Raw genomic sequence first — 24,131 nt, 5'->3', positions numbered from 1 at the left:
CCTTTCCGCGCGCCACCGCTGTGGTGCGCCCGCCCCGAAAGTCATCGCGATCCCATGTTCTTCTCTTCCCGTCTCACCACGCACCGCCGCGCCCTGGCCACGGCCGGAACCGCTGTCGCCCTCGCGCTGACGGCGGTCTCCTGCGGCTCCTCCGACGACTCCGCGTCCATGTCCGGCATGGAGCACATGGCCACGGACAAGGGCCTGTCCGATGCCCAGGACGGCTACCGCCTCACCTCCTCCCAGCGGTCCCTCGCAGCAGGCAGGCAGGCCGACTACCGGTTCACGGTGACCGGCCCGGACGGCAAGCCGGTCACCGGCTTCGCCGTCGACCAGACCAAGCGGATGCACTTCTACGCCATCCGCTCGGACCTGACCGGCTTCCAGCACATCCACCCGGCCATGGCGGCCGACGGCACCTGGAGCGCCGGCCTCGCCGCCCTGACCCCGGGGGAGTGGCGCATGTTCGCCTCCTTCACCCCCAACAGCGGGGACGGCAAGGGCAAGGACTTCGTGCTCAGCCGCTCCGTCACCGCGCCGGGCCGGGCCACCAGGACGCCGCTGCCCGCGGCGGCCACCAGCACTCGGGTCGACGGGTACACCGTGACCGTCAAGGGCGAGCCGATGGCCGGTATGGCGCACCCGCTGACCGTCTCCGTCGCCAAGGACGGCGAGCCGGTCACCGATCTGCAGCCCTACCTGGACACCTACGCCCACCTGACCGCCTTCCACGAGGGCGACGCCGCGTTCGCCCACCTCCACCCCACGACGAAGCTCAACGGGAACCACGGCGGGCCGGACCTGTCCTTCCACGCAGAGTTGCCCACCGCGGGCAACTGGCGGCTGTTCCTGCAGTTCCGGACCGGCGGCACGCTGCACACGGCAGCCCTGACGCTGCGCGTCGGCTGAACCCCGGCGGGCGTCCCCTGGCCGGGGGGCGCCCGCACCGCCCGGGACCGGATCGCCGCACTCTCGGGTGACGCCGTTCCCGCTGATCGAATCTCCGAGCCCCGATGACCGCGGCACATCGGGGTACACGGGTGCGCATGGCACCGAAGAAGACCGAGCGCATCCAGTTCCTGCGGGCCGTGCGGCAGCTCCACCGCGCCCGTTCCTTCTACGCCGTCGGCGCACTGCTGTGGGCGGCGTCCGTCGTCTGGACCGGCTGGCAGGCCCCCGGAAGCCGTCAGATGTGGGTGTCAGCCCTCCTCCTGACCGTCTTCACCGGCCTCCTCATCACGGCCGCCGTGTCCCTGCGGCGCCTCGCGGCCCACACCACGTACCGGCCCGCACACCACGGCGTCTCGCACAAGGCATCGCACCCCCGCGGGGCGCACGCCTGACACGCGAGGAACGCGGCCTCCCGGGGCGGCGGTTCGCCACTGGACCCACGTATCGGCCTTGAAGACATGCCGTTTCGGGTCGGGCAGACTACGCACATGCGACTCCCCGCCGAAGCCGTTGACGGCACCGTACTGATCGAGGTCGTACGACTCTCCGGCCTGCCCGCCGGGCGGGAGGACCCTTATCCGGGCACGGTTGCGGCGCACTGGGCCGGGAGCGATGCCGCCGCCGCGCTGTCGCTGATGGCGAGTCTGCCCGGCAGCGAACAGCACCGCTGCGGGTTCTCGCCCGGCTGGAGCGTCCGGGCGTACGACGAACACCTCGGCGCGGCCCTGTTCGAGGCGGCGTTCTGCTTCACGTGCCACGAGGTCCGCATGCGGGGAACGGCCGTGCCGCCCGCCCTGGCCACGCAGTACTTCGACCCGGACTCGACTCCGGCACAGAACCTCTTGTCACTCTTCCGCGGGGCGCACGAGTAGCGACGGCGGGCTGTTCAGTCACCCTGCTGGGTTGCCGCGGGCGGTCGGAAGCAGGCGATCACCATCTTGCCGTCGTTGCAGGGGCGGGTCTCCCACTCGTCGGCCAGGGCGTCGACGAGGAACATGCCCCGGCCGCCCGGCCTGTCGGAACTCGGCGGGCGTGGTGTGGGCAACGCGGTCGAGGAATCGTGGACGGCCACGTGCAGACAGCACTCGTCCCAGGTCATGACCAACTGCGCGTTGCTGTCGGCGTGGACATGAGCATTGGTGACGAGCTCCGAGACGGTCAGAAGCACATCGTCGACCACGTCCGAGGCGTCGGCGGCCCACGGCAGCGTCTCCAGGTGCCCACGTGCCCATTCCCGCGCGATCCTGATTTCACTGTGCAGTGGCAGTGACCGGGCCCAACCCACGGCGCGCAGTGATTCCCCCATGGTGTTCCCTTCATCGGTCCGGTGCCTACGTCCCGCGTGTACCCCTCGCGGAAGCATTGACGCGACGTCCCGTTGCCGTCGGGTTCGAGGCGCCTACGCCTGCCCGTGGTCGCCGCTGCGCAGGGAATCGATCATGCTCTGCAGGATGCGGAACGCGCCCGTCTGTTCGGTCTCGGTCAAGTCGGACAACATCCTGACCTCGACAGCCCTGACCGCCGCGCTCGCCTCCTTCAGGCTCTCGCGGCCACGCGGAGTGAGTCGCGCGGGGAGAGCCTTTCCGACGCGCTCTTCGACGGGCCGGGTCACGTAGCCGTCCCGCTCCAGCGTCTGGAGCAGCACGTTCATGGACTGGCGTGTGACGAACGCACCGCGCGCGAGCTCGGAGTTCGACAGGCCGGGTCGCTGGGCCAGCAGTTCGAGGCAGGAGTAGTGCGTCACGGTCATCCCGAGTGGTCGCAGCACCTCCTCCATGCCCGCCCGCAGTGCGCTCGAAGCCTCCTTCAGCAGGTAGCCCAGTGATTTGTCGAGGTCCACACCGCCACTGTCTTTGCCCATGTCAGGATTCTGACATACGGTGGGTGTGTCAGGAATCTGACATGGGATTCCGGCGTGACGGAAGGAGCATCACCATGCCCGCCATCGGCCCCGACTTTCTCTCGCTCCAAGTGCGCGACCTCGGCGTCTCCCAGGCGTTCTACGAGCAGTACCTCGGCCTGGTGCGCTCGCAGGCCGGGCCTCCGCACGCCGTCGTCTTCGAGACGAATCCGATCGCGTTCGCGCTCCGCGACCTCGTTCCCGGTACCGACCTCGCATCCGTGGCCCAGCCCGGCGTCGGCGCCGCCATCTGGCTTCGCGCCACCGATGTCCAGGCCATCCACGACGCCCTCGTCGCCGACGGTCACACCATCGTCTCCGCACCGATCGACGGCCCCTTCGGCCGGACCTTCGCCTTCGCCGACCCCGACGGCTACCACATCACTCTCCACGACCGTGCCTGAACGGCCGGCCGGTTCACTCCGCAGGAGGGAGCGGAAGGGGCGCGAGCCCGAGCAGCCCCGCAGTCGCCTCGGCGGCGAGGCGCTGCCACTGGCGGGCACCGCGGATCATGGTGTGGCCCCCGCAGGGCATGCGGAAGCCGTGGGTCTCCGCCCCGGCGTCCCGGGCGCGCGAGAGGTAGGCCCAGGTGTCCCCGGCCCGGGTGACGCGGTCGCTCTCGTCGTGGAGGGCGACCACGGTGCGACCGCCCAGGTGCGCGGCGGACTCGCCGGGCGGACACCAGGGGGCCAGCGCCACCACACCCTTCACCTGCGGATCGACGGCCGCACGTAGCGCCGCACGAGCGCCCATGGAATGGCCGACGAGCACGACGGGCACCGGGCCGGCGACCTCGTACAGCTCGCTCAGCGCACGGCGGGCGTCGGCGACGGGATGGGCGTGGTGACCGTTCCAGCCGCGGTGCTGGTAGCGGACGTGGCCCACGAAGACGTCCTCCCGGGCCACGGCCCTCTGGATACGCGTGGCGAACGGCTTCATGCGCAGCGCGGGGAGGTTGAGCGCCGCAGGAGGTTCCAGCGCGTCGACGCGCCCGCCGTGCAGCAGGAGAACCGCGGCCCGCGCGCCCCGCATCGGGCGTCGACCGTCGGCGGGTCGCAGAGCGGCGCCTCCGGGGGCACCGTTCGAGCGATCGAGGAAAGGCATCTTCAGGTCCCTACGCGTCAGAGGTGGCGGGGCCACGCCCACCTCCGGCCCGGCGACGAGGCGTGCTCATACGCCCATCATGCCGTGGTGATGAGGGGACCACGGACGCGCGGCCCGAGGCGGAGCCACCACGACCGTACGGCGCTCGACGCGCAACCCGGCCCGGCCGCGTACCCGCCTCAGCGGCCCGGCGGGGCGAACTCCGGCTGGTCGAGCAGCCGCAGCCAACTCCCGTCCGGCTGGCGCCTGACGACCTGCGCCCGCGCACCGGCCCCGTCCTTCGGCGGGGTCGAGGTGAGCGCGATGTCGCCGCTGATCAGCGTGGGCAGCGGCTGTTCCGGCTCGAAACGGGGGCCGTTGGCCAGCACCTTCCCCCACAGCGCACGGATCGCGTCGCGCCCGACCGTCCGCTCGCCGGGCGGGTAGGCCATGACCGCGTCCTCCTCGTACAGCGCGGCGACCCCGGCCGCGTCACCGGCGTTGGACCGCTCGACGAACAGGCGGGTGATGTCCTCGGGGCGCATGGCCTTCTCGTACTCCGGCATGGGTTTCTCCTCACGTGGTGTTCCGGCACTTTCCAGCGTGATCGGCCACCAGTCAGAAATCCAACAGATGGTTCTTCTGCAAACTAGAATGCGCAGGCATGGAACTGAGGCAGCTGGAGTACTTCGTCGCCGTCGCCGAAGAGCAGAACTTCACCCGCGCGGCTGAGCGGGTACACATCAGCCAGTCCGGTGTCAGCGCCCAGATCCGCCGGCTCGAGCAGGAGCTCGGTGCCGAGCTGTTCGACCGGTCGGCCCGGACCGTCGTCCTCACCGTCGCGGGCAAGGCCGCGCTCGCACACGCCCGCGCCGCCCTCGCCGCAGCCGGAGCGGTCGGTCAGTCGGTGGACGAGGTGACCGAGCTGATACGGGGGCGGCTCACCGTCGGAATGGTCATCGGCTGCACCCTCACCCCGCTCTTCGAAGCCCTCGCCGCATTCCACGAGGCACACCCGGGCGTGGAGATCGCGCTCCTGGAGGACAACTCCGACCGCCTCACCGACGGCGTACGAACCGGAGCCGTCGACCTGGCACTCATCGGGACCGCGACGGCGGCCCCCGACGGGCTGCACGCGCTGACCGTCATCAGCGAACGGCTCGTCGCGGCGGTCCCGGCCCGGCACCCCCTGACGAGACGGCGGCGGGTCACCTTGCGGGACCTGGCCGCCCACCCCATCGTGTGCATGCCCACCGGCACCGGCCTGCGCGCCGTATTCGACCAGGCATGCGCCGCACAGCACCTCCAGCCCTCGATCGCGATGCAGGCCAGCGCCGCGGACGCCATCGCGGACCTCGCCGCCCGCGGCCTCGGCGTGGCCGTACTCAGCGACTCGATGGCCGCGGCCCACCGCGACCGGCTCACCGCCCGCACCATCGACGACGTCGAGACACCGGCACTGCTCGCCCTGGTCTGGAAGAGCGCACACAACCCGGCGGTACGCGAACTCCTCACGCACACCCGACGCGCCTTTCACGCGGAGGTCGAATCCGGACGCAATCACCCGATCGGAACGTTCCTTTCGACGGTCGGCATCGTTGGGGAGTCTGGAATCCCGTAAACGATCACGAGCGAACAACGCACCGCCGTCCCTGTACGGTCCGGGCCCCATCTGCCGTTTCGGCACGGTGGGCGCCGGCGGTGGGCGTGGCTACAGGAGGTATGGAATGTGCTCTCTGCTGGAGAGCTTCTTCGACACGATGGATGAGTTGCACGTCGACTTCTGCCGCCGCCTGGAGGACATCGAGCGGGAGGCGCGGACGGTACCGGTGCCGAGCGTCGGCACCGCAAGCGGCGACACTTCGCACGCGGACAAGTTCGAGGAGATCCGGTACCCGCTCGGGCTGCGACCGCTCTGGACCGATGATTACCTGCCGGCCGAATCCGCGAAGAGCAGAGAGGAGAAAGGGTTCCCCGGGCCGGTCACGGCACTCTCCGACCCATCACTCCACGCAGAAACGATCGTCCGCGTGATGAAGCGGCAGGCAGGAACGATTCGCCGCGACTAGACGCGGACCAAGTGGTCGGCGTTCCCGTCCGCAATGAGGAATACAGAGACTTTGACGAAGCTCATCGCAACCGTGCTGTTCACCACGGCCTTCGTGCTGGGTACAGCCATGGCCGCCCCCGCGAACCTGACCGACTCCGCCGCCCACTTGGTGAAGGGCGCCCCATGAGCCCGTGAGGCGAGGGCGGATACGACCCCGTCCTGCCGAGTCACCCCAACTCGGCAGGACCCGCGGTCGGATCGGACCGGCCCCCGACCCCGCGCTGCCTTCAGTGCGGGAACGTCCTCGGCGGACGCCGGCGGGGCAGCGTGGTGCGGAATTCCTCGATCGCGGAACTCACCTGCCGCATCAGCGAAGTCCGTTCCAGCCGACCGAGGTAGAGATTGCGGCGGGCCAGTCCGGGCAGGTCGACACAGAAGTACAGCGCCATCAGCGGGTTGATGAACAGCTCGGTGTCCTTGGTCCTTTCCGTGAACCGGACGTTGCCGAAGTCACCGCGCACGGCAGCGGCCACGGATCCTTGCACGATGCTCGGGTGGCTCGCGGTGTGGCGCTGGGCATGCGCCACCGCGTCGAGATAGAGCGCGCCCTCCCGCCCCGTCCCGAGCAGCGAGAACGCGCCGAGATAGGAGTCGTCCCGGTCCAGAGCGGCCAGGTTCTCCAGCACGAGCGAGTGGTTCACGCCGTGATACGCGTCCACCCCGAAGCCGAGGCAGGCCACCAGCCGGTGCTCGACCTCGTCGAGCCCGCTCACGGCGGCGAGGCTGGCCATGTCCTCCTCCGGGGTGCCGAGACCGTGCTCGTCGCCGCGCATCAGGATGTCGGTACCGCCGTCCACCAGCACGATCGCGTCAACACCGCCGAGATGCTCGACCAGCGTCCGGTAGGCCGCCCGAAGCGGCCCGACTCCGATGCCCGGGAAGGCGTACACGGTCGACGGCAGATCCTGTGTCACGAGCCACTGGGCAAGCGTCCGTTCAGGGAAGTAGTCGCCACGCACGGGAGTGTCGGGCCCGATGGCCGCGACGTCCTGGTCCACCCACACATCGAGGTCCAGGCCGTACAAGTCGGCGAAGGACAGATTGGCAAGGTGTACCTCCTTGCCCGCCGACCGCAGCGCGAAGGCGAGCGGCAGCCCTGCGTACACGTCGAAACCGCCGCCCGCACCGGCGATGAGCACACGTCGCGCGTCGCGCAGACGAGTGAAGAATGCGGGTTCCCCCAGAGAAATCACCGCATGAAGCTAGCAGGAGTGCGAGTCGGCACCGGATGTCGACAAGGCCGGTGGTCAATTCGCTTGGGTGGGCGGCCCTTGAGCGGGGGCGGGTGGGATGTGGACGGTCATGATCAGGTGACAGGTTCCGGTGCCCGCGCCGCGGTAGGCGTGGGCGACGTCGCCGTCGAACGTGGCGGTCTGTCCGGCCTCGACGGGATGCTCGACCCCGTCGGCGACGAGGACCATCTGTCCGGCCGTGACACTGACGGTCTCCACGACACCGGCCTGGTGGGGGTGGCTCGGGTACTCCTCGCCCGGTTCGAGTTTCCAGCGCCAGACCTCGACCGGGGCCGGTCCCGAGGTGGTCAGCATGAGCCGCGCCTCGCTGCCCTTCGCGCCGGCCCACAGGGGCATGACCGTGTCGGAGGACACGACCCGGACCCGGCCCTCGGACGGTCCCTCCATCAGTGCGGACACCGAGACGCCGAGGGTGTCGGCGAGGCGGACCAGGGTGGCGAAGTTCGGATTGCCCTGCGCCTTCTCCAGGGCGACGAGGGCTCCCTTGCTGACCTTGGCCCGGCGGCCGAGTTCGTCCAGGGACAGTCCGGCACGGGTGCGGGCCGCGCGGACGTTGCGTGCGAGCGTCCGCAGGGCGTCTTCGGTCTCGGTCATCACTGTCACCCCTCCAAGCAGGTCGGTCACTGCACTGGACCGTGTGGTCGTTCAGTTGACGGCGACCGGTCGGTGCGTTGTACGGTGTAGTCGTTCCATTGATGGTAAGGGATGTACTACCTGTGTTCGCTCTGCTGCTGGCCCTGGGCAGTTCTCTGGCCTACGGATGCGCCGACTTCCTCGGCGGTCTGGGCGCCCGCAAGGCCCACGTCCTGCGCACCGTGATGATCGCCGCCCCGGCCTCGCTCGGCGTCGAGCTGCTGCTGTGGCCCGTGCTCGGTGCCTCCTTCGACCCGGCGACACTGGCCTGGGGTGCCGCGTCCGGCGTGGCGTCGGCCGCCGCGTTCGCCCTGCTCTACAAGACCCTGGCGATCGGGCCGATGAACGTGCTGTCCCCGATCACCGCGCTGGTGTCGGCGATGCTGCCGGTCGGCGTCGGGCTGGTGCAGGGTGAGCACCTGGGGCCGGCCGGGCTGGTCGGCCTGCCGCTGGCGCTGGCGGCCGTGGTGCTGGTCAGCGCCGGGCCCGGAGCGAATGCGGCCCGCCCCTCGCGTACCGCGCTGCTGCTCGCCCTCGGCGCCGGCGCGGCCATCGCCCTGCAGCTGGTCTTCCTGCACCAGGCGCCGTCCGACAGCGGTGTCGGTCCCCTGATCATCGGTCGCGCCGTGTCCTCAACCGTCATCCTGGCCGCCGCCGCGGTGATGTTCGGACGCCTGGGCCCGGAGAAGCCCGCGTACGGGATCTCGGCGGCGGCCGGCGTACTGGACTCGGTGGCCAACCTGCTGTTCCTGCTCGCCGCCCGCAGCGGCGACCTGGCCGTCGTCGCCGTGATCACCGCGCTGTACCCGGCCGGCACCGTCCTGCTCGCCCGCGGCGTCCTCTCCGAACGCATCAGCCGGGGCCAGCTCGTGGGCCTGGGGACCGCAGCGGTCGCCGCCGGCCTGCTCGCCCTCACCTGAACCACCCCCCTTCCCGGAAGGAGCCCGGCATGTTCATCCAGCCCTGGGACGCCGCCCTCGACGACGCCGAGTGGCAGACCTGGATCGCGGACGGCCACGACTTCGGCATCCTGAGCGTCAACGGCCTGCCGGGACACGCACCGGCCGTCGTGCCCACCCATTTCACCGTCGATGACACGGCCCTGCTCGTGCATCTCGCCCGGCCCAACCCCGTCTGGGCGGCGATCGAGGCCGACCCGAACGTCACCTTCACCGTCGCCGGTGACTACGCCTTCATCCCCGGACCGTGGCGCGCCCAGCCCGGCACCCGGTCCACCGACGGCGTCCCCACCAGCTACTACGCCACGGTCCAGTTCACCTGCCGGGCCACCATCATCGATGAGCCCGAGGCCAAGGCCGCGCTTCTGCGCCGGCAGATGGCCCACTTCCAGCCCGACGGCGACCACGCGCCCATTGATCCCGGCCGGCCGCCCTACGGCCGGATGCTGCCCGGCATCCGCGGCCTGCGCCTCGATGTCGCCGAGGTCCGGGCGAAGTTCAAGTACGACGACCACAAGCCGGTCGAGCAGCGCACCGACACCGCACACCGGCTCACCGAACGCGGCACCGCCCTGGACGCACCCACTGCGGCCCAGCAGCTCCGCCGCCTGGACCGCGTCGGCACCTGGAAGCCCTGACCTTCCTAGGGCCTGTCTTCAAACTCCCCTCTGCCGTGCGACGACGCCTGGCACGCACTCTCGCTGCACCGGCCGAGATCCCTAGTACGTCCAGTACGAGGGATCGCGGCCGGCACACCGAGAGCACGCACCATGCGCCGCGCGGCCGCCCTCCGGGCGACGAGGGGAGTTTGAAGACAGGCCCTGGTCCCGCCCACAGAACGGAATCGCACCCACGATGACCACCTTCCGCATCAGCCCCGACGTCGCCGCCGCCTTCCCCGACACCCTGATCGCCGTCGTCACCGCCACCGGCCTGAACAGCCGCGAGCCCTGGCCCCATGCCACCGCTGCCATGGGAGACCTGGAGCAGGAGCTCGCCTCCGGCATCTGGGCCCCTGCCGACGAGAGCGACCCGCGCATCGAGGCCTGGCACACCGCCTATCGCTCCTTCGGCACCAACCCGCGCCGCATCCGCCCCAGCGTCGACGCCCTGGGGCGCCGCATGGCAAAGAAGGGAGCCCTGCCCCGTATCAACCCGGCCGTCGACTCCTACAACACCGTCTCCGTCCGCCACGGCCTGCCCGCCGGGGCCTTCGACCTCGACCACGTCACCGGCGACGTCGAGATCCGCTACGCCGACGGCAGCGAGACCTTCACCCCGCTCGGCGAACCCGACGCCACCGAGACCCCCAGGCCCGGCGAGATCATCTACACCGACACCACCGACGTTCTCACCCGCCACTGGAACCACCGCGACGCCCACCGCACCCGCGTCACCGAAACCTCCACCCACGTCGCGTTCGTGATCGAAACCCTGCACGGTCCCGACGACGGACACCTCCTCGAAGCAGCCGCCGAAGAACTGCGCAGCCTGCTCACCCCTCACGCCGAAGCGACCACCGTCCACTACCTCACCCGGAAGCAGCCCCAGGTCACCATCTGAGACCACGTCCGCCACTCAGGTGCAGTGCGTTCGTCGGCTCGCAACCGGGCTACCGCACGGTTCGGGATCGCTTGACCTTGCCCCAGGGGGAAGGACGACGGTGTCTTCGTGGATCACACGGGCGAGCGGTGTGCGCTTGCCGGCCGGACAGGACGAAGAGGGGGGAGTTCGAGTGAAGGCGACCTGCGTCATTCTTGACATCGGTGGCGTCCTGGAGATCACGCCGGAAACGGGGTCGACGCAGCGGTGGGAGGAACGGCTGGAGCTGCCGTTCGGCACCGTGGATGAGCGGATGCGCGACGTGTGGCAAGCCGGGTGCGTCGGAGGCATCAGTGAACGAGGGGTCCATGAGCAGCTGGCGGCACGCATGGGGCTCGACGCACCCCAGGTCGAAGCCTTCATGGCTGATCTCTGGGCGGAATACCTGGGAACGCCCAACGAGGAACTCATCGCCTATGTGCGGGGGCTGCGGGGGAGTTGCAGGCTCGGCATCCTGAGCAACAGCTTCGTCGGTGCCCGGGAGCGGGAGACGGCGCTGTATCACTTCGACGAACTGGTCGAGCACATCGTGTACTCGCACGAGATCGGCGTCGAGAAGCCGGACCCGCGTGCCTTCCAGGCCGTCTGCACCGGCCTGGAAGTGAGGCCGGAGAGCTGTCTGTTCATTGACGACCTCGCCGTCAATGTTGAGGCCGCTCGGGCAACGGGCATGCAGGCGCATCTGTTCGAGGACAACGCACGGACGATTGCGCGCATCGCGGCCCATCTGGCCTGACCGTTCTTCAACGGTTGCCGGCCGGCCGCCCGGGCGCTTCCACGGACGCAGTCACCACGAGCGGGTAGCCGCCCGTGGTGACGCTCACGGTCATGTCCATCGCATGCCGATGCCGGAGAGCAGGTCCACGCGCTCGGGGGTCAGTGCAGCGGCCCGGCTGCGTTGGTTGCTGACCCACGCCCCGAGCCGGAGTTCCCGTTCCTCTCGGTTCTCGCCGACGATCCGCTCGACGTGCTTCCTCGGTACGTGGAGGTGTCCTTCGCGTTCGTAGTACTGGCGGGCTGCGGCATAGTGCATCGCCCACTTGTCGGCCTGCGTACGGGGAGGGGGCGGCTTCTCGTCCTCGGCCGCCGGGGTGATCCCGAGGATCTGCTCGCACATCCACTGCTGTACGGGCGTCAGGTCGTCCCACCCGTACCGGACCGAGCGAACCCACCGTCCGAGGTCCTCGCCCTGGTCCCTCACGTCGCCCGGCCCGGTGGGCAGCGGGTGGCCGGCTCTCAGGTGGAGCCGGACGAGGTGGAAGCAGCGTTGCCATTCCACCGGCCAGCGCGGGCACCACGCCGGGTCGATCTCGTCCAGCTGTTCGCGCCGCTCGTCCGACAAGGCCCCGGCCGACGATCGGACCGGCAGCCCATCGGCCTGCCGCTGTTCATTCGCGGCCGCCTTGCGGGCCGCGGCCCGCGCGTTCTTCAACCAGATCCCGACCCGGTAGCCCTGGTGGACGGCGTCGGTGGGGGCGAGGAGGTGACCTGCCTCGGCCGCCCATCCGCGCGCTGCGGAGAGGCCTTCCTCCCAGGCGACGTCGTAGTGCGACCAGACCATGCCCAGCTTCTCCAGCTGCGCGACGCGGTCCTCGTCCATGTCCCCACGGGCGTAGAACCTCCGTGCGTCGGCCGTCCACTGCCCGAGCGGGAACCCGGCGAGCGATGCCGGCCACCCCTCGACCTCTTCGGCCTGGCCCTCCTCGGCCTCGGCCTCGCTGCTGTCGGCGGTGGGCACGCGGTAGGTGAACGGCACCTTCAGATCGCCGTGGAGCCGGTGGTAGATGCCGGCGGCCTCGATGCCGCGTCGCCAGTGCTCGTTCTCGGGGTTGAGGACACGGAGGCTGATGAACGCGGCCAGCTGCGCCGGATCGCGTGGCACGGAGAACTTCAGCAGCTCCCGCGCCGGCTCCGAGGGACCCTTCGCCCCGCCCGCCTCGATCTCGCCGGCCTGTCCCTGCACGGGCTTGGAGGCGCTGGGGGACTGCTGCTCGGCGAGGTGTTCCACGACGCGGGCGTCATGAGCCCTGAGCGCTTCCAGGAGCTTCGCGAGTCCGCCGTACGCCCGGCTGGTGAGCATGTTGTCGACCGTCTCACCCGGCCCGAGGAGGACCGGTACGACGAGCGAGGCGATCTTGCCTTCGCCGGGCTGCATCCGCAGCGCCCGGCCCACCGCCTGGACCAGGTCGGGCATCGCCCCGCGTACGTCCGCGAAGTACACGGAGTCGCAGTTCTTGGTGTCGACACCCTCGCCCAGGACCTTCACCGACCCCAGGAAGCTCTTCTCCACGACCGCGCCGTCCGTGGTGATCCCGGCCGCGAACTCGTCCAGCACCCGGCGCCGGTGGAGCGGCTTGTGCTCCCCGCACAGCCAGTCGGCCCAGATCGTGCGCGGGTAGAGCTCGGGTTCGGCAGCGCGCAGCCGCGCGGCGACGTGGGGGAGGCCGGCCGCGAACGCCTCGGCCTCGCGGACCTGGTGGTGGAAGGTCAGCGTGCGCCGGAAGCCTTCCTCCGAGGACGCCTTCACCAGGGCGGTCTGGAGGGCAGCGAGCCGGGCCCCGCGTACCTCGTCCGAGCGGCCCTCGACCCCGAGGAGCTGCGCGGCCTGGAGCTGGGTGTCCGTGATGTCGACGCACACGACCTGGTACGGGGCGCAGATACCCCGGTCCACCGCTGCCGAGAGGGTGAGCGTGTACGCCCTGCTGCCGAAGGGGCCCTCGGGGTCGTCCTCCATGCTTGCGACCAACTCGGGCGGTGCCCCGCGGCCGGCGTCCTCGTCCAGCTGCCACATACGCGGGGTGGCGGTCATGTAGAGGCGGCGCAGCGCGGGGATGCGGGTGTTGTCGTGGACGACGGCCCACGGCTTCCCGAGCCGGCCCGAAGTCCGGTGCGCCTCGTCCACGACGATCAGGTCCCAGCCCGGAAGGCCTGTGGCGTGCGCGCGCTCCATTGTGCCGAGGCCGAGCGAGGCGTACGTGGCGAACACGGTGACCTTGTCGAACGGCCGCACCCATGCGACCAGCTCCTCCACGTCCGTGGTGTTCGGAAACGAAGCGTCCTCACCCCGCAGGGACGAGACCCCGATCATCGGGCCCGTACGACCTGCCTCCCGCCACGCGGCCTCGGTCTGAGTCAGCAGATCCAGCGAGGGGACGAGCACGAGTACGCGCCCGGCGCGAAGCTTCTCCGCGCTACGCGCCGCGACCCGGGTCTTCCCGGACCCGGTCGCCATGACGACCTGAGTCCGCAGCCCTCGCTCCGGCACGAGCGACCGCGCAGGCAACTCGAGAGCACGAACAACCGCCTCGACAGCCTCCCGCTGCGCCGCCTCACGCGGGTCAATGCGGCCCGTACCCGACATATGCGCCTGCCCTTTCCTGACCTGATGCCCGATCGCTGTGCCCCGCCGGTCGGCCTGTATTCAACCGAATCCGGTGGAGCGTGTTGTAGCCGGCCGGAGTCACGTACCGACATCTACCACCCGATCCCACGGGTCCTGCGGGGGCGCGTGCGCAAGGCAGGCAGCCGGGCGGTGTCTTCCGCTTCAGCCAGGCTTTCGCCCAAGGCCAGCAGCGAGAGGAGCCGCACCGGCCGACCGGCGGTGGCGGCGGCCTCCAGTTTGTGGTGTCCGTCGAGGAGGAAGTGGGTCAGCCCCAGTGCGCGAAGTAGTCGTCTCCTCGGTCGATGGCGGGCTGGCACACGTCCAGGGTGGAGATCGCCACCGCCGTGGGGACCGTGCCCTGCTCCATCAGCGCGGCGTACTCCTCGACACTCCCGCTCGTTCCACGTCGGGGGAACCATGGGCACGACGAACTCGTAGAGGTGGGTGTCCGCGTCGACCGCGGTCTCGAAGGTCCGGTAGTACGGGGTGTGCGGGTACTCCGGAAGACTCCGTATCGAAGGTCAGTCGTGCCTCGGAGGCTGGGACGCCGAGACGGCGGGGGCCGCCCGTTCTGATCATCACGGGCCGACCGTACGGGACGCCCTCTGCCGGCGTAGCCGAACCCCCGACGAAGGGCACCCCATCGTCGGCGGCTCCGCCTGGGCCGTGAGGAGCGCGGATGTTCCAGGCCAGGCCGACCACGGCCACTGACGAAGCAGCAAGCGCGCCTCGCCGCGAGGGCCGCCTGTTCCGGGCGTGGCGTGCGGCGCACGAGCCCGCCACCGGGGAGCCGCGCTGGGCCCGCCGGGTCGCCTACGCGGCGCCGCTGGTGGTGCTCCCGTCCGGGGTCTGGCGCCTGGGCGTGCTGTTCGCCCCGGACAAGCGTGGTACCCGGCGCCCGCCCCATCCCGGCATCCAGCGCGGGAACACCTCGCCCCAGCGCGGGGCGAACGAGGACTGGGCGATGACGGCGACGTCGTCTTCCTCACCCTCATCCCGACGGCCGCCGCGGTTGTCCCGGCCACGATCGGAGCGACGAGCCTGGCCCTGGTCTTCACGGTCATCGCGATCATCACCACGGTCACCCAGGCCAAGACCAACGGCCGCTCCGCTGTCCGGCAAATCTTGCGTGATTCTGAACGAATTTTGCGCACCCCATGTACTGTGGCGTCATGACAATGAAGGTGGTGCAGGTAGCTGAGTTCGCGGGCGTGAGCCAGCTGACGGTCCGGCGGGTGCTGAACGGCAGCCCGAGTGTCGCCGCCGCGACCAGGGAGCGGGTGCTGCGGGCGCTGGACGTTCTGGGCCTCAAGCGGCCGCCGGGCGCGGCCGCGGAGCGTTCGCCTCTCGTGGGTGTTGTGGTCCCCGACCTCCAGAACCCGGTCTTCCCCTCGTTCGTGGAGGCGTTGGCGGGGCGCTTGAACAAGCGCGGCTATGTGCCGGTTCTTTGCACTCGTACAGCAGATGGGGTCTCCGAAGCCAACTACGTCGAGATGCTGCTGGCGCAGAACATAGGCGGGATCGTGTTCGTCGGGTCCAGCTACGCGGATGTCGGGGCGGAACAGGGGGCCGCGCTGAAGGAGCGGCAGGTGCCGATGGTGATGGTGAACGTCGCCGACGAGAACGCGGACCTGGTCCAGATCGCCGCCGACGACACACAGGCCGTTCAGCAGGCGATGCTTCATTTGGAAGGGATGGGGCACGAGCGCATCGGACTGCTGGTCGGCCCGAGCGGTCACGTGCCGTCCGTACGGAAGTTGCGCGGGTTCGCGCAGTTCTGGCAGTCCAGGGGAGTGGAGCAGGGGCGGTGGGCGCCCTGGGTGGGCCACAGCCTGTTCGCCCTGGAGGCGGGCGCCCGCACCATCTCCGATCTTCTCGACCAGGGGGTCACCGCGGTTGTTTGCGGAAGCGACACCCTTGCACTGGGGGCGGTCCGGGGGGCCCGAAGGCGCGGGCTCGGGGTGCCGGAGGACCTCTCGGTGGTGGGCTTCGACGACTCCGCGTTCATGAGCGCGGTCGACCCGCCGCTGACCACGTGCCGGCAGCCGGTGGCCGCCATGGCCGAGGCCGCGATCGAGGCTCTCGACGAGCAGATCCGCAGCCGACAGGTCGTGCCGGGCCTGACCCTCTTTCAGGCCGAGCTGATCGTCCGGTCCTCCACCGCGAGGCCGAGTTCCGGCAGGTCACAGCCGAAGTAATCAATGTTTTGCAACATGTCATTGACTTTTTACATGACTGACTTCTACCTTCTGCGTATCCGCCGGGGCTTCGGTTGACGGGGCGTCGGCGCAGTGCATCCACGGAAGGTAGATCAGTCATGGGCGGAATGCGCAGTCGCCGCAGGTTCATCGGCGCGGGGATAGCCTGCGTGCTTACCGGAGGGCTTGCCGCCTGCGGCGGCTCCCCTTCCTCGGGCAGCGAGGACGGCGTGGTCACCATCTCGGTGAACGGCATGCCGCCCAAGACCCAGCCGGTGGACCGGAAGTACTTCGAGGAGGACGTCAGGGCCTTCGAGAAGGAGCACCCGAAGATCAAGATCGATGCCCGCGAGGGCCAGATGGACCCCAAGACCTTCTCCGCGAAGCTCGCCGGGGGGCAGCTGGAGGACGTCTACTACGTCTACTTCACCGACCCCGCGGGTCTCATCCAGCGTCGCCAGGGTGCGGACATCACGAAGTACACCAAGGACCTGCCGCGCATCAAGGACATCAAGCCCGAGTACCTGAAGGTGTTCAGCGGGCCCGACGGCGGTCTGTACGGCCTGCCGAACGGCCAGTACTCCCTCGGTCTGGTCTACAACCGGGACCTGTTCAAGAAGGCCGGACTCGACCCCGACAAGCCGCCCACGACCTGGGACGAGGTCCGCAAGGCCGCCAAGAAGATCACCGCGCTGGGCGAGGGAACCGTCGGCTACGCCGACTACAGCAAGAACAACCAGGGCGGCTGGCACTTCACGTCATGGGTCTACTCGATGGGCGGCGACATCGCCGCCCAGGACGGGGACGGGAAGTGGAAGGCGGCTTTCGACAGCAAGGCCGGCCGCGACGCGCTCCAGATGCTGCACGACATGCGCTGGACCGACAACTCCATGGGTACGCGGCAGCTGCTGCAGATCGATGACGTGCAGAAGATGATGGGCTCCGGCAAGCTCGGCATGTACATGGCTGGGCCGGACAACATTCCCACCATCGTCAAGCAGTTCGAGCGCAAGTACAGCGAATTCGGCGTCGCCGCGATGCCCGGCAAGGCCACCCTCGGCGGCGGCAACGGCTTCATGTTCAACCCCAAGGCATCGCCGGAGAAGATCAGGGCCGGCATCGAGTGGGTCCTGTGGAAGTACCTCAACCCGGACCGCACCGAGTTCGAGGACAAGCGCGCCTCCGGCAACGACGTCCCGATCGGCCTCCCGCTGGACCGGCTCCTGAACGGCCTGGCCGAAGACAAGCAGGAACGCGCCCACCAGAAGTACGCCAACGTGCCGCAGAAGAACTACAAGCCGTTCACCGAGCGGAACGACCTCCTCGACCAGAAGGTCGAACCGCCGAACGCCCAGCAGATCTACACGGTGCTGGACGGCGTCATGCAGGCGGTCCTGACCAAGAAGGACGCCGACCTCGACCAGCTGCTCAAGGACGCGTCCAAGAAGGTCGACACCATCCTCGCGACGGTCAAGTGACATGGCGGCTCCGACTCTCACCCGGGAACCCGTATCCCCTCCCGAGCCGCAGAAGGCGAGCATGAACAACCCGAGCAGGCGTCGGCGCCGCCTCAGCGAGCACCTCGTCGCCTACGGCTTCCTCGGCGCGGGCGTGCTCTGCTTCGCACTCTTCTCCTGGTACCCGATCATCCGCGGCTGGCTGCTCGGCTTCCAGGAGGTCACCTTCTCCCAGCCCGCCACATGGGTGGGCTGGGACAACTACCGCCGGCTCTTCGACGACCCGCTCTTCGTGACCGCGTGGAAGAACACCGGCTACTTCACCCTCCTCGCCCTCGTCTTCGGATTCGCCGCCCCCTTCCTCACCGCGGTCGTCCTCAACGAGTTCCGCCACGCGCGTTCCTACCTGCGGATGACCGTCTACCTCCCGGTCATGCTGCCGCCGATCGTCACCATGCTGCTGTGGCGCTGGTTCTACGACCCGGGCCCGGGCCTGTTCAACAACGTCCTGGAGACCCTCCACCTGCCGGCCCAGCAGTGGCTCGAGTCGGAGAACCTCTCCATGATCTCCCTCGTCCTGGTCTCCACCTGGGCGAACATGGGCACCACCACCCTCATCTACCTCGCCGCACTCGGCTCCATCCCCGGCGAGGTCTACGAGGCAGCCGAACTCGACGGAGCCTCCATCCGGCAGCGGCTGTGGCACGTGACGATCCCGCAGATGCGGTTCATCCTGATGATCACCCTCCTGCTCCAGGTCATCGGCACCATGCAGGTCTTCATCGAGCCGTACGTGCTCACCGGCGGCGGACCCGACGACGCCACCGTGACCGTCCTGCTGCTGCTCTACCGCTATGCGTTCGTCTACAACGACTTCGGCATGGCCAGCGCCATGAGCACGGTGCTCTTCATCGTCCTCGGCCTCTTCGCGGCGGTGTACCTCCGGCTGACCCGCAGCAAGGGCTGAAAGGAACGACCATGTCCGACACCTCCGAACGCACCCTCATCGCCCCCGCGGAGATGAACCGGCGCACCGGCCGCTTCCTCTACTGGTTCGTGCTGTCCTCGACCGTCCTCGGTTTCACCCTCGCCTTCGTCTTCCCCCTCTACTGGATGGCCAGCGGGGCACTGAAGTCCTCCTCGGAACTGGCCGACCCGACCCCCACCCTCGTCCCGCACAGCTGGCACCCCGAGTCCTACTCCCAGGCATGGACGAACGTCGGACTGAGCCACTACTTCCTCAACACCCTGCTCCTGGCCGCAGGCGCCTGGCTCACCCAGCTCCTCGTCGACGTGTCCGCCGCCTACGCCCTGTCCAAGCTGCGCCCCGCACTGGGCAACATCGTCCTGGGCATGATGCTGGCCACCCTGATGCTGCCCGTATCCGCCCTGCTGGTACCGACGTACCTGACCGTCACCGACGTACCGCTGTTCGGCACCAACCTGATCAACACCCCCTGGGCGATCTGGCTGCCGGCCTGCGCGAACGCCTTCAACATCTTCATCCTGAAACGCTTCTTCGACCAGATTCCGGCCGAACTGCTCGACTCCGCGCGGATGGACGGAGCGGGACCCCTGCGCGTCCTGGTATCCGTCGTCCTGCCGTTGTCCCGGCCCGTACTGGCCGTGGTCTCCATCTTCGCCGTCGTCGGAGTGTGGAAGGACTTCCTCTGGCCCCTCCTGGTCCTCCCGGACCCGGCACGCCAGCCCATCACCGTCGCGCTCAACCGACTCGCCGAATTCATGCCCGCCAACCAGCTCCTGGCCGGCATGGTCATGGCCTCGATCCCCCTGCTGGTGATCTTCCTGATCTTCCAGCGGCACATCATCGCGGGCCTCACCGCCGGCAGCCTCAAGGGCTGACCCTCAGCCGGTGCCACCACGGGCGAGCCCGGCGTACCCACAGTGCCGCAGCCCATCACCCCCACGACGCCTGCGGCACTTCTCGACAGCGGCCATCACCGCAGCACAGCCCTGCCCCGGCCGCCATCTCGGTCACTGCCCGCCGCCACCACGATCGGGCTCCGTTCCTCCCACGTCGAACCCGCACCCAGGCCCCGCAGACCTGCCCGGCCACCCCCGTTCGCCCCAGCCACCGACCTTTCATGGGCGAGCCCCCTCCCGGAAGGACACACAGCCGTGTCGAAACTCCGCACCGTCAAGTCCCTCAAGCCCACCGCCGCCATATCCGCCGCCATGCTCCTGGCCCTCACCGGCGCCCTCTCCTACAGCCTGGCCACCCCCGCACCCGCCTACGCCGCCACCTCCACGCTGGAGGCGGAGTCGGCGACCCTGTCGGGTGGCGCGGTCAGCCAGCAGGAGCACGCGGGATACACCGGCAGCGCGTACGTCGGCGGACTGACCGACGCGAACAAGGGCCGCGCCACGATCGCGACCACCCTCCAGTCCGCCTACGCCGGCGCCGGAACGGTCGCCGTCCGCTACGCCAACGGAACCGGATCGTCCAAGACGCTCACCCTGACCGCGGGCGGCGCGGCCCAGCAGATCACCCTGCCCGCCACCGACGGCTGGGCGAGCTGGTCCACCATCGACGTGCCGGTCACCTTCACGCAGGGCGCCAACACCCTCACCCTCGCCTTCACCAGCAACGACAGCGGCAACGTCAACATCGACCACCTGAAGGCCACCACCCCGGCACAGCCGGACGACCCGACCCCCGCAGACCCCTCCACGCTGGAGGCGGAGTCGGCGACCCTGTCGGGTGGCGCGGTCAGCCAGCAGGAGCACGCGGGATACACCGGCAGCGGCTACGTCGGCGGACTGACCGACGCCAACAAGGGCCGCGCGTCCCTCACCACCAGCGTGCAGTCCGCCTACGGCGGGGCCGGCAGCCTCACCATCCGCTACGCCAACGGCACCGGGTCGAGCAAGACGCTGACCCTGATCGTGGGAAGCAGTACCGCGCAGGTCACCCTGCCCGCCACCAGCGGCTGGGCCTCCTGGTCGACCGTCGACGTCCCGGTTTCGTACGCCAAGGGCGCCAACACGGTCAAGCTCGCCTTCACCGACAACGACAGCGGCAACGTCAACATCGACCACCTGAAGGCCACCACCCCCACCACCCCGACCGACCCCGGCGATCCCACCGACCCGGACCCGAGTGGCGTAGGTGCCACCCTGCCGTTCACCACCTACGAGGCCGAAGCCGGCAGCTTCAAGGGGTCGGCCATCGGCCCCGACCGCACCTACCTCACCGTGGCCTCGGAGGCATCCGGTCGTCAGGCCGTCAAGCTGACCCAGACCGGCGACTACGTCGAGGTCAAGCTCACCGAGCCCGCGAACGCCATCAACCTGCGCTACTCACTGCCCGACAGCGGCGACGGCAAGGGCATCGACGCCACCCTCAGCGCATACGCCGACGGCAAGGCCCTGCCCGACCTCCACCTCACCTCCCGCTACGCCTGGGTCTACGGCGCCTACCCGTACACCAACAACCCGGGCGAGGGCCAGGGCCACCGCTTCTTCGACGAAACCCGCGCCACCTTCGGCCAGACCCTGCCCGCCGGCACCGTCCTGCGGCTGCAGAAGGACACCGGCGACACCGCCGCCTCCTACACCCTCGACCTGATCGAGGCCGAAGAGACCGGATCCGCCGCCACCCTGCCCAGCGGCTACGTCTCGGCCGCGGACCTCGGCGTCACACCGGGCAGCCAGGACGTCACCGCCGCCCTCAACAACGCACTCGACACGGCCAAGAACCAGGGCAAGGGCCTGTTCCTCCCGGCCGGCACCTACAAGATCTCCGACCACATCAACCTCTCCGGCGTGAAGCTGCGCGGCGCGGGCGTGTGGCACACCGTGCTGCGCGGCACCGGCCTCAAGGGAGGCCTGTTCGGGCAGGGTGGCACCAGCACCATCGAAAACCTCATGATCGACGGTGAGAACACCGTCCGTGACGACGCCGGCGGCCAGGCCGCCATCGAGGGCGACTTCGGCACCGGGTCCGTCATCAAGAACGTCTGGATCCAGCACACCAAGGTCGGCCTGTGGATCTCCGGCCCGACCACCGGCCTCAAGGCCGGCGATCTGCGCATCCGCAACACCTACGCCGACGGCGTCAACCTGCACGGCGCGGTGAAGGACACAGTCATCTCCAACAGCAGCATCCGCGGCACCGGGGACGACGCTCTGGCCATGTGGTCGGACGGCGCCGCGGTGACCAACAGCGCCTTCCGTAACAACACCGTTCAGCTGCCGTCCCTCGCCAACGGCGCCGCCGTCTACGGCGGAAACGGCAACAGCGTCGAGAACAACCTCATCTCCGACACCGTCGTCGCCGCCGCGGGCATCACCGTCTCCACCAGGTTCGGCGAACCGTTCAGCGGGACCACCACCGTCTCCGGCAACCTCCTGCGCCGCACCGGCAGCATGGAAGTGAACTGGAACACCAAGCTCGGCGCCCTGTGGGTGTACGCCGACCAGCACGACATCACCCAGCCCGTCGTCCTGCGGAACAACACCGTCGAGGACTCCACCTACAGCGGACTGCTCATCTCCTGGGAGAAGCAGGTCTCCGACCTGCGCGTGGACGGGCTGACCATCGACAGGACCGGAGCCAACGGCATCGAGGGGAACGCCGGAGGCAAGGGCACCTTCTCCAACACCAAGATCACCGCAACCGCCGAGGCACCCCTCAACATGACCGGCGGCTTCACCATCCAGCGCGGCAGCGGCAACTCCGGCTGGTAACCCCGAACCGACCGCGGGCCCGGCTTGCCTCCCTGGCCGGCCCGGCCCGCGGTTCGCCCTACTCCGAAGACCCGTGGGCCCGGCCCAAGTCCCCGCCGGCCGGGCCCGCGCACTGTTCGCACCACACACGAAGGCAGGCACCATGACCCCGCGCACCACCGACTGGTGGCGTCACGCAGCCATCTACCAGGTCTACCCGCGCAGCTTCGCCGACGGCAACGGCGACGGCATCGGCGACCTGGCGGGCGTGCGCTCCAGACTGGACTACCTCCAGCACCTCGGCATCGAAGCCATCTGGTTCTCTCCCTGGTACCTGACGCCCATGGCGGACGCCGGCTACGACGTCACCGACTTCCGCCGGATCGACCCCCGCTTCGGCACCCTGGCCGAAGCCGAGAAACTCATCAGCGAAGCCCACGAACGCGACATCCGGATCATCGTCGACGTCGTGCCCAACCACGTCTCCAACGAACACGCCTGGTTCACCGCCGCCCTCAACGCCGAGCCCGGCTCACCCGAACGCGAACTGTTCTGGTTCCGCGAAGGCCGCGGCGACGACGGCGAACTGCCCCCCAACGCATGGCAGTCCATCTTCGGCGGCTCCGCCTGGACCCGGGTGCCCGACGGTCAGTGGTACCTGCACCTGTTCGCCCCCGAACAGCCCGACCTCAACTGGCGCAACCCCCTCGTCCGGGCCGAGTACGAAGACATCCTCCGCTTCTGGTTCGACCGGGGAGTGGACGGCATCCGCGTCGACTCCGCCGCCATGTGCAGCAAGGACCCGGACCTGCCCGACTACGACCACAGCGTCTTCCCCGACCCCCACCCCTACGTCGATCTCGACGAGAACCACCACATCTACCGCGGCTGGCGCGCCGTCGCCGACTCCTACTCCGAGCCCCGCGCGCTGATCGGGGAGGTATGGCTCGCCGACCCCGACCGCTTCGCCCAGTACCTGCGCGCCGACGAACTCCACTCGGCCTTCAACTTCGACTTCCTCGGGTGCAGTTGGGACCCCACTGCTCTGCGTGCCGTCATCGACCAGACCCTGGCCGCCCACGTCGGCGTCGGGGCCCCCAGCACCTGGGTGCTCTCCAACCACGACGTCACCCGCCATGTCACCCGCTACGGCCGCCCCGACACCAGCACCGCCGCCGGTATCCGCCAGTACAACCCCGTCGTCGACGAAGACCTCGGCCGCCGCCGCGCCCGCGCCGCAGCCCTGCTCACCATGGCCCTGCCCGGTGCCGTCTACATCTACCAGGGCGAGGAACTGGGCCTGCCCGAGGTCGAGGACATCCCCGCCCACCGCCGCGACGACCCCATCTACCACCGTACGAACGGAGAGGATCCCGGCCGTGACGGCTGCCGCGTCCCGCTGCCCTGGAACGGCACCACCGAGCCCTACGGCTTCAGCCCCGACAGCGCCGCATCACCCTGGCTCCCGCAGCCAGCAGCCTGGGCGGGGCTGACCGCGGCCGCTCAGGACACCGACCCCCACTCCATGCTCACCCTCTACCGCCAGGCCCTCGCCCGCCGCGCGGCCGAGCCCGACCTGGGGGACGGGCCCATGCAGTGGCTCGACTACGCACCCGACGTCCTCGCCTTCACCCGCGGTGAGAACTTCACCTGCATCGTCAACCTCTCCGCCACCCCCGTACAACTCCCGGACGACGCCCAGGTCCTCGTCTCTTCCCAGCCGCTGAGCCAGGGCGTGCTGCCGGTCGACACCAGCGTCTGGCTGCGTACCGCCTGAACCCGCACACCGGGCTGTGGTGTCACACCTCGTGACACCACAGCCCGGTCGCGTCTGCGGCGGAGGTGCGGGGGGCTGCGGACCGCCGGGCCTGTCGGGCCGTGCCGAGGCCGAACGGGCGGGCTCAGGGGCAGGTT

23 protein-coding genes are annotated in these 24,131 nt (G+C 69.6%); 16 read left to right on the top strand and 7 right to left on the bottom strand.

Going from position 1 to position 24,131, the window contains the following annotated elements:
• Positions 1 to 54 precede the first annotated feature (54 nt).
• The 3 genes from OHS17_RS00545 to OHS17_RS00535 all read left to right on the top strand — a co-directional run bounded on the left by OHS17_RS00545 (position 55) and on the right by OHS17_RS00535 (position 1,823).
• Complete coding sequence (locus tag OHS17_RS00545) at positions 55 to 909, top strand: hypothetical protein (RefSeq protein ID WP_330310526.1); 855 nt, start codon at positions 55 to 57, stop codon at positions 907 to 909.
• A gap of 137 nt (positions 910 to 1,046) precedes the next feature.
• Entirely contained in the window at positions 1,047 to 1,343 is a 297-nt protein-coding gene (locus tag OHS17_RS00540; RefSeq protein ID WP_018104822.1) for a hypothetical protein, read from the top strand.
• Between the two features lie 96 nt (positions 1,344 to 1,439).
• Positions 1,440 to 1,823 (top strand): c-type cytochrome, encoded by a 384-nt coding sequence (locus OHS17_RS00535; protein ID WP_330310525.1) that lies wholly within the window; start codon positions 1,440 to 1,442, stop codon positions 1,821 to 1,823.
• A gap of 14 nt (positions 1,824 to 1,837) precedes the next feature.
• On the opposite strand, the gene OHS17_RS00530 is transcribed toward OHS17_RS00535, so the two are convergent.
• Both OHS17_RS00530 and OHS17_RS00525 read right to left on the bottom strand, forming a co-directional pair.
• Complete coding sequence (locus OHS17_RS00530; RefSeq protein ID WP_330310524.1) at positions 1,838 to 2,257, bottom strand: ATP-binding protein; 420 nt, start codon at positions 2,255 to 2,257, stop codon at positions 1,838 to 1,840.
• A 93-nt stretch (positions 2,258 to 2,350) separates the two neighbouring features.
• The gene (locus OHS17_RS00525; protein ID WP_330310523.1) at positions 2,351 to 2,812 is read right to left on the bottom strand and encodes a MarR family winged helix-turn-helix transcriptional regulator; all 462 of its coding nucleotides are present in this window, start codon (positions 2,810 to 2,812) and stop codon (positions 2,351 to 2,353) included.
• A 74-nt stretch (positions 2,813 to 2,886) separates the two neighbouring features.
• On the opposite strand from OHS17_RS00525, the gene OHS17_RS00520 reads away from it, so the two are divergent.
• Positions 2,887 to 3,255 carry a VOC family protein gene (locus tag OHS17_RS00520; protein ID WP_330310522.1) on the top strand — a complete coding sequence of 123 codons (369 nt, stop codon included), beginning with the start codon at positions 2,887 to 2,889 and terminating at the stop codon, positions 3,253 to 3,255.
• 13 nt (positions 3,256 to 3,268) lie between these two features.
• On the opposite strand, the gene OHS17_RS00515 is transcribed toward OHS17_RS00520, so the two are convergent.
• Entirely contained in the window at positions 3,269 to 3,883 is a 615-nt protein-coding gene (locus tag OHS17_RS00515; RefSeq protein ID WP_330315119.1) for an alpha/beta fold hydrolase, read from the bottom strand.
• A gap of 251 nt (positions 3,884 to 4,134) precedes the next feature.
• Complete coding sequence (locus OHS17_RS00510) at positions 4,135 to 4,500, bottom strand: YybH family protein (RefSeq protein ID WP_330310521.1); 366 nt, start codon at positions 4,498 to 4,500, stop codon at positions 4,135 to 4,137.
• Between the two features lie 98 nt (positions 4,501 to 4,598).
• Between OHS17_RS00510 and OHS17_RS00505 the strand changes: the two genes are divergently transcribed.
• Positions 4,599 to 5,555, top strand: a complete 957-nt coding sequence (locus OHS17_RS00505) for a LysR family transcriptional regulator (protein WP_330310520.1) — start codon at positions 4,599 to 4,601, stop codon at positions 5,553 to 5,555.
• A 106-nt stretch (positions 5,556 to 5,661) separates the two neighbouring features.
• Complete coding sequence (locus OHS17_RS00500) at positions 5,662 to 6,003, top strand: hypothetical protein (RefSeq protein ID WP_330310519.1); 342 nt, start codon at positions 5,662 to 5,664, stop codon at positions 6,001 to 6,003.
• Between the two features lie 268 nt (positions 6,004 to 6,271).
• Here OHS17_RS00500 and OHS17_RS00495 read toward each other — a convergent pair whose 3' ends face one another.
• Together OHS17_RS00495 and OHS17_RS00490 are read right to left on the bottom strand one after the other, a co-directional pair.
• Positions 6,272 to 7,237, bottom strand: coding sequence for a DUF1152 domain-containing protein (locus OHS17_RS00495; protein ID WP_330310518.1), 966 nt, complete (start codon positions 7,235 to 7,237; stop codon positions 6,272 to 6,274).
• Positions 7,238 to 7,291: 54 nt separating this feature from the next.
• On the bottom strand, positions 7,292 to 7,891 hold the full coding sequence (locus OHS17_RS00490) for a helix-turn-helix domain-containing protein (protein ID WP_330310517.1): 600 nt from the start codon (positions 7,889 to 7,891) through the stop codon (positions 7,292 to 7,294).
• A gap of 122 nt (positions 7,892 to 8,013) precedes the next feature.
• Between OHS17_RS00490 and OHS17_RS00485 the strand changes: the two genes are divergently transcribed.
• From OHS17_RS00485 to OHS17_RS00470, 4 genes are all read left to right on the top strand, one after another.
• Positions 8,014 to 8,850 (top strand): EamA family transporter, encoded by an 837-nt coding sequence (locus OHS17_RS00485; protein WP_330310516.1) that lies wholly within the window; start codon positions 8,014 to 8,016, stop codon positions 8,848 to 8,850.
• 29 nt (positions 8,851 to 8,879) lie between these two features.
• On the top strand, positions 8,880 to 9,527 hold the full coding sequence (locus tag OHS17_RS00480) for an FMN-binding negative transcriptional regulator (protein WP_330310515.1): 648 nt from the start codon (positions 8,880 to 8,882) through the stop codon (positions 9,525 to 9,527).
• A 217-nt stretch (positions 9,528 to 9,744) separates the two neighbouring features.
• Positions 9,745 to 10,452, top strand: coding sequence for a B3/B4 domain-containing protein (locus tag OHS17_RS00475; protein ID WP_330310514.1), 708 nt, complete (start codon positions 9,745 to 9,747; stop codon positions 10,450 to 10,452).
• Between the two features lie 172 nt (positions 10,453 to 10,624).
• Entirely contained in the window at positions 10,625 to 11,227 is a 603-nt protein-coding gene (locus OHS17_RS00470; RefSeq protein WP_330310513.1) for an HAD family hydrolase, read from the top strand.
• A gap of 90 nt (positions 11,228 to 11,317) precedes the next feature.
• Here the strand turns inward: OHS17_RS00470 and OHS17_RS00465 are convergent, their stop codons facing one another.
• A complete protein-coding gene (locus OHS17_RS00465) occupies positions 11,318 to 13,852 on the bottom strand; it encodes a DEAD/DEAH box helicase (protein WP_330310512.1) in 2,535 nt (844 codons plus the stop codon).
• A 1,193-nt stretch (positions 13,853 to 15,045) separates the two neighbouring features.
• On the opposite strand from OHS17_RS00465, the gene OHS17_RS00460 reads away from it, so the two are divergent.
• From OHS17_RS00460 to OHS17_RS00435, 6 genes are all read left to right on the top strand, one after another.
• Positions 15,046 to 16,071 carry a LacI family DNA-binding transcriptional regulator gene (locus OHS17_RS00460; RefSeq protein ID WP_330310511.1) on the top strand — a complete coding sequence of 342 codons (1,026 nt, stop codon included), beginning with the start codon at positions 15,046 to 15,048 and terminating at the stop codon, positions 16,069 to 16,071.
• Between the two features lie 230 nt (positions 16,072 to 16,301).
• Positions 16,302 to 17,549, top strand: coding sequence for an extracellular solute-binding protein (locus tag OHS17_RS00455; protein WP_383165274.1), 1,248 nt, complete (start codon positions 16,302 to 16,304; stop codon positions 17,547 to 17,549).
• Between the two features lie 61 nt (positions 17,550 to 17,610).
• Positions 17,611 to 18,495 (top strand): carbohydrate ABC transporter permease, encoded by an 885-nt coding sequence (locus OHS17_RS00450; protein ID WP_330310509.1) that lies wholly within the window; start codon positions 17,611 to 17,613, stop codon positions 18,493 to 18,495.
• Positions 18,496 to 18,506: 11 nt separating this feature from the next.
• A complete protein-coding gene (locus tag OHS17_RS00445; protein ID WP_161207059.1) occupies positions 18,507 to 19,391 on the top strand; it encodes a carbohydrate ABC transporter permease in 885 nt (294 codons plus the stop codon).
• A 276-nt stretch (positions 19,392 to 19,667) separates the two neighbouring features.
• Complete coding sequence (locus OHS17_RS00440; RefSeq protein ID WP_330310508.1) at positions 19,668 to 22,238, top strand: carbohydrate-binding protein; 2,571 nt, start codon at positions 19,668 to 19,670, stop codon at positions 22,236 to 22,238.
• Positions 22,239 to 22,380: 142 nt separating this feature from the next.
• Positions 22,381 to 23,994, top strand: a complete 1,614-nt coding sequence (locus OHS17_RS00435; protein WP_330310507.1) for a glycoside hydrolase family 13 protein — start codon at positions 22,381 to 22,383, stop codon at positions 23,992 to 23,994.
• The last annotated feature ends 137 nt before the right edge of the window (positions 23,995 to 24,131 follow it).

Source organism: Streptomyces sp. NBC_00523 (assembly GCF_036346615.1).
Taxonomy (GTDB): domain Bacteria; phylum Actinomycetota; class Actinomycetes; order Streptomycetales; family Streptomycetaceae; genus Streptomyces.
This window is presented reverse-complemented; position numbering and strand designations above follow the sequence as displayed.